Source organism: Micromonospora sp. NPDC049089 (assembly GCF_040648775.1).
Taxonomy (GTDB): Bacteria; Actinomycetota; Actinomycetes; order Mycobacteriales; family Micromonosporaceae; genus Micromonospora.
Map to the genome: position 1 here is coordinate 1 of NZ_JBEZEH010000308.1, position 5,555 is coordinate 5,555.

Sequence of the window (5,555 nt, forward strand, 5' to 3'; positions counted from 1 at the left end):
CGAGCCGGCCCGGGTCATCGCGGTGACCAGCGCCCTGCAGGGCGAGGGCAAGACCACCCTCTCCTGCAACCTGGCCATCGCCCTGGCCGAGGCGGGCTGGCGGGTGCTGCTTGTCGACGCCGATCTGCGCCGCCCGAAGGTCGACGACTACCTGGGCCTGGACGCCGGCGTCGGCCTCACCGACGTGCTGGTCGGCGACGTGAAGGTGGGCGACGTCGTGCAGCGCTGGGGCGACAAGTCGTTGCTGGTGCTGCCCAGCGGGTCGGCCCCGCCGAACCCGAGCGAGCTGCTCGGCTCCAAGGCCATGTCGGACCTGCTGCTGGCGCTGCGCGAGTCGGCGGACATCGTGATCATCGACACCGCCCCGCTGCTCGCGGTGACCGACGGCGTGGTGGTGGCCGTACAGGCCGACGGCGCACTGCTGGTGACCCAGCAGGGCCGCACCTCGCGGACCCAGGTCGCCGCGGCGGCCCGGTCACTGCACTCGGTCTCGGTCCGGCTGCTCGGCTGCGTGCTGAACATGGCCAAGGTGGCCAAGGCGGAGGCGTACCAGTACGAGGCCTACCGGGTGGTGGCCTCGACGGCCGAGGCGTCAGTGCCGGCCGAACGGACCGCGTCCGGCCGGCACAGCGCAGCCGCCGACGGGGTCAACGGAGTCCCCGACCACACCCAGGAACTCACCCGGCTGCCCCGATGAGCGCGGCGAGGGGTCGCAGCGACCGTTCGATCTCCTCGGCGCAGCGTCGGAAGTCGGCCGGGGTGCCGCCGATCGGGTCCCGAAGGTCGTCTTCGTCCGGGGCGGCGGGTTGCAGTCGTCCCCGGGCCTGCGCGGCGGCGGCGATCGCCGCCCGCAACGGGTCGTCGGCCAGGTCGGTGGGCGGTTCGGCCGCTGCGGCCAGCCGACCGAACTGGCGCAGCGTGAACGTCCGGTGCAGCGCTCCCGGCGCCAACGAGGTGCAGACCGAGCGTTGGCGTCGGGTCGCGGTCAGCACGAGCGTCGCGTCGACCAGGTACTCGGGGCGCAACCCCCGGGTCCGGAACGCCACCGGTTCCGTGGCGTTCTCCGTCGCGACCTCCAGGGCGTACGGGTGCATGGCCAGCCCGTCGATCGCGTCGGTGCCGGCGCTGGCCACCTCGACGGGTCGGTCGGCCAGCAGCCGGCGGGCCAGGTACTCGGCCATCGGTGACCGGCACAGGTTGGCGTGGCAGACGAACAACACGCGATCAGCCATCGGTGCCCCTCTCATCGGTACGGACACCGAAGCGCGCACCGCGGGGGCGGTGCGTCGACGCCGGTGGCCGCGCGGGGAGGGGTTGTCGGCATCGTACGCGCGCCGCACGCCGGCCGGTCGTGGTGCCGCGCCGGTCGCTGGCGATCCTGGTGGGACGGGGGCGTACCGGTGAAGATCGGCATCCTGTCCTACCACTTTCCGCCCGAGCCGGCGTTCATCCCGGGGAGCCTCGCCGAGGAGCTGGCCGCGCGTGGGCACGAGGTACGGGTCCTCACCGGCTTCCCGGACTACCCGGGTGGCCACGTCTATCCCGGCTGGCGGCAGCGGTGGCACCACGAGACGCACAGCGAACGGCTGAGCGTCCGACGGGTGCCTCGGTACCCCGGGGGTGCCGCGTCCGCCGGCGGCCGAATGGCCAGTTACCTCTCCTTCGCCGGCAGCGCGGGGCTGGTCGCACGCCGGTTCCTGGGTGACGTGGACGCGCTCTACGTGTTCCAACTGCCGGCGACGACGTTCGCCGCCGCCGCGGTGCTCCGGTTGCTGGGGCGGGTGCCCGCGGTGCTGCACGTGCAGGACGTCTGGACCCGCGACGGCGCGGACGAGGGGGGCGAGGGGCGCTGGGCGGCGCGGATGGGCAGCACGATGACCCGGATCTACCGGACCGCCGCGAGAATCGCGGTCGCGGCGCCGTCGATGCGGGACCTGGTGGTCGCCGCCGGCGCCGACCCGGCCCGGGTCCGGCTGGTGCTGAACTGGACCGACGAGCGGATCTTCTACCCGGCGACACCCGGCGCGGCGGCACGCCAGCTGGTCCGTCGCGACGGTCGGTGCGTGGTGATGCACGCCGGGACCATCGGGGCGCGGCAGGGGCTCGAAACCGCGGTCCGTGCGGCCGCGGCACTGGACCGGACGATGGATCTGGTCCTTGTCGGCTCGGGCGCGGCGGAGCGGCGGGTGCGGGGGCTCGCCGCCGAGCTGGGCGCGGAGAACGTCCGTTTCCTGGAACGGCGGTCACCGGTCGACATGCCCGAGCTGTACGCCGCCGCCGACTACCAGCTGGTGATGTCGCGTGACCTTCCGGAGCTGCGCAGCACAGTGCCCGGCAAACTCCAGGCCGCGCTGTCCTGCGCCGCGCCGGTGATCGCCTCCGCCGGTGGGGACACGGCCGAGCTGGTCGAACGGGTTCGGGCCGGGCTGTCCTGCCCACCCGAGGACTGGGCGGCACTGGCCGACCGGTTCTGGTTGGCGGCCACCATTCCGCCGCCGGCGCGCACCGAGATGGGTCGCCGGGGGAGGGCCGCGTACCTGCGCGAGATGTCGCTGCCCGGCGGCGTGGACCAGATCGAACGGCTGTTGCACGAGGCGGCTGGACGGATCGCCGAGCCCGCCACGGAACCACGAAGAAAGCTCGCTTAAAGGACGAAAATTGCAATAACGGGATGAACTTCCCTTGGACGTGCTAAGAACGTCAGGGAATCGACCTTCTGTCCGGTTCCGCGAATGGGAGTTTGGTGTGACGGTGAGCGAACGGCCGATCCGGCGGCGGAGCCGGTCCCGACGTCGTCGGCGGGCCCGACTGCGACGGGCGCTGCTCGGTGCCCTGGTGGTCGGCTCGCTGCTACTGGCGACCGCCGGGTGGGTCGGCTTCCGGGGCTGGCAGGCGCGCACCCACCTGCTCAACGCCGCCGGCCTGGCCCGGGAGTTGAGCGCCCAGATCGTCGGTGGGGACACCGACCGTGCCCTGCGAACGCTCGCCGCCCTCCAGGAGCAGGCCAAAGCGGCCCGTTCGGCAACTGCCGACCCGAGTTGGCGGCTCGGACGGCACACGCCGATCGCCGGCGACGACCTCGACGCTGTCGCGCAGATCGCCGTCGCCATCGACGAACTGGCCCGGCACGCGTTCCCGACCCTGCTCCGCACGGACCTGACCAGCCTGGTGCCGACCGGCGGCCGGTTGGACCTCGCGCGGCTCGCCGCCGTCTCCACGGAGCTGACCGGGGTGCACGAGTCGGTGCAACGTACCCGCCAGAACCTGGCGGCGGTGCCAGCCGACAGTCTGGTCAGCCAGATCCGGCAGGCGCTGGGCGACCTGCGCGACGAGATCGACCGGCTGGCCAGCCTCACCACGGCAGCCGACCAGGGCGCCCGTCTCCTCCCGCCGCTGCTCGGCGCCAACGGCCCACGCCGCTACCTGCTCGTCTCGCAGAACCTCGCCGAGTTGCGCGCCACCGGCGGCATGTTCGGCGCCTACGCGATGATCGAGGCGGAGAACGGCAAGGTGCAGATGGGCAAGCAGGGCAGCACCTCCTCGCTCGGTCGGTTCACCCCGGCGCTGAAGGTGCCCGCCGAAACCCGGGCCCTCTGGACGGACCTGCCCGGCATCTACCCCGCCGACGTCAACCTGTCCCCGCACTTCCCGACCGCCGCCGCGCTGTACCGCGAGATGTTCCGGCGCACCACCGGCACCACTGTCGCCGGCGTGCTCGCCGTCGACCCGGTGGTGTTGTCCTACCTGCTCAAGGCGACAGGCCCGGTGCTGGTGCCCGGCGGTGTCCCGCTCGCCAGCGAGAAGGTGGTGCAGACCCTGCTCAACGACAGCTATCAGCGCCTCGACGTCAAACAGCAGGACGAGTTCTTCGCGGCGTCGGCGTCAGCGGTGTTCGACTCCTTTTTCAAGAAGAATGTCAACCCGAGAGTGTTGTTGTCCGCATTTGACCGTGCTATCACTGAACGCCGGATATTGTTCTGGAGTGCCCGACCTGAGGAACAGCGGACATTCGGCGAGAGCCGGATGGCCGGGACGCTTCCGGAACAGGACACCGTGCCGACCGTCGGCGTGTTCCTCAACGACGGCAGCGGCGCGAAGCTCGGCTACTACCTGCGGCCGACGGCGAACCTCACGGTCGGCGAATGCCGGTCGGACGGTCGCCGTGAGCTCCGGCTACGGGTGACCCTGCGCTCGACGGCGCCGAAGTCCGGACTTAGCAAATCCGTGCTCGGCCTCGGCCTGGCTGGCGATCCGTACACCGCACGAACGTTGGTGTCGATCTTCAGCCCGGCTGGTGGAGCGGTGCTGGAGGCCCGACTGGACGGGACCGAGACGGCACTTGGCAGCGGCACCGAACGTCGCCGCCACGTGGCCACGGCCAGCGTCGACGTCGGTCCCGGCGCCGAGAGGGCGCTGGAGGTCACCGTGCTGACGGCCAAGACCGGCGTCGGGCAGGCCGAGCTGTGGCTGACCCCCACCGCCAGCCCCTGGACCACCCAAGTTCATTCCGCACCAAGCTGTGATCAGTAGGAGGGAACCAAATCATGCGGCTATCCCGCATCATCATGGCGCTCACGGTCGGCCTGGCCGTGGTGGCCGTGCCGACGGCAGCGGGGGCGGCAGCGCCGCAGCCGCAGCCCACCGCGACGACAGACCCGCCGCAACCGCCGCCGTACCCGCCGACCGCCGCGTCGCTGACCGTCAACCGGCCGACGATCTACCTCGGCGAGACGGTGGTGCTGACCGGCACCAACTTCGGCCCGAACGAGACCGTCGACATCAACGTGACGGTCACTCCGCAGGCCGCTCCGGCCGGCGGCGCGGCTCCGGCTCGCCGCAGCGACGGCAGCACCGTGGCCATGGCTCCGGTGGCCTACCAGGCGAGCGCTCCCCTGCACTTCACGGCGTACACCAACGGTCAGGGCCGCTTCACCAAGAGCTACAAGCCGTCGGTGACGGGTCTGCTGACCTTCACCGCCACGGGCCGGGAGTCCGGCCGTACCGCCAGCACCGAGCTGCGCGTGCTGCACAAGAAGCAGCCGCTGCCCGTCACGGGTGACAGCATCGGCACGCCCATGAAGCTCGGCGGCGGCCTGGTCGGCGCCGGAGCGGTGATGTTGCTGCTGACCCTGGCCTGGCGTCGCCGCCAGCGCTTCGGTGGTGCGGCGCACTAGTTCACACCACCGGGCTGCGCCCGGACAGCACCGAAGCTGGCGCCCGTCGGAACACTCCGACGGGTGCCAGCCTGTCCGTTTCGTCGGTTTCATACGGTCAGCCCTTCCGTGATCCACTCGCGTTCCTTGATATCGGCGTGTCCTGCCGTCCGGGATGCCCCGGTTTCTGTGAACGCGAGTGGATCACGCGCGTGAGGGCAGGTTGGAGACCGCCGTGTCGAGGTGGCGTGGGTGGTTTGTCCGGCGGTGGGTGGTGTGAGGGTCTGGCCGGGTGCACCGGTGGGCTGGAATCATGGCCGGGCCGGGGTCGTTACATACCCTGACGATCGCAGCACCACCGCCGGCCTCCGGCCTGGTCACCCGGGTTGGAATGCCAGCCAC

The 5,555-nt window shown here is 71.6% G+C and carries 5 protein-coding genes; 4 read left to right on the plus strand and 1 reads right to left on the minus strand.

From position 1 onward, the window contains the following. Nucleotides 1–697 (plus strand): CpsD/CapB family tyrosine-protein kinase (locus AB0B48_RS31660; protein ID WP_357208024.1); only part of this gene is annotated, 697 nt, incomplete at its 5' end. On the opposite strand, the gene AB0B48_RS31665 is transcribed toward AB0B48_RS31660, so the two are convergent. Continuing rightward, on the minus strand, nucleotides 678–1,232 hold the full coding sequence (locus tag AB0B48_RS31665; RefSeq protein WP_357208025.1) for a low molecular weight phosphatase family protein: 555 nt from the start codon (nucleotides 1,230–1,232) through the stop codon (nucleotides 678–680). The two genes, AB0B48_RS31660 and AB0B48_RS31665, sit on opposite strands and share 20 nt — an antisense overlap. 168 nt (nucleotides 1,233–1,400) lie before the next feature. Between AB0B48_RS31665 and AB0B48_RS31670 the strand changes: the two genes are divergently transcribed. From AB0B48_RS31670 to AB0B48_RS31680, 3 genes are all read left to right on the plus strand, one after another. Further along, a complete protein-coding gene (locus AB0B48_RS31670; RefSeq protein WP_357208027.1) occupies nucleotides 1,401–2,648 on the plus strand; it encodes a glycosyltransferase family 4 protein in 1,248 nt (415 codons plus the stop codon). Between the two features lie 103 nt (nucleotides 2,649–2,751). After that, complete coding sequence (locus AB0B48_RS31675; protein ID WP_357208029.1) at nucleotides 2,752–4,530, plus strand: DUF4012 domain-containing protein; 1,779 nt, start codon at nucleotides 2,752–2,754, stop codon at nucleotides 4,528–4,530. Nucleotides 4,531–4,544: 14 nt separating this feature from the next. Next, entirely contained in the window at nucleotides 4,545–5,174 is a 630-nt protein-coding gene (locus AB0B48_RS31680; RefSeq protein ID WP_357208032.1) for a hypothetical protein, read from the plus strand. The last annotated feature ends 381 nt before the right edge of the window (nucleotides 5,175–5,555 follow it).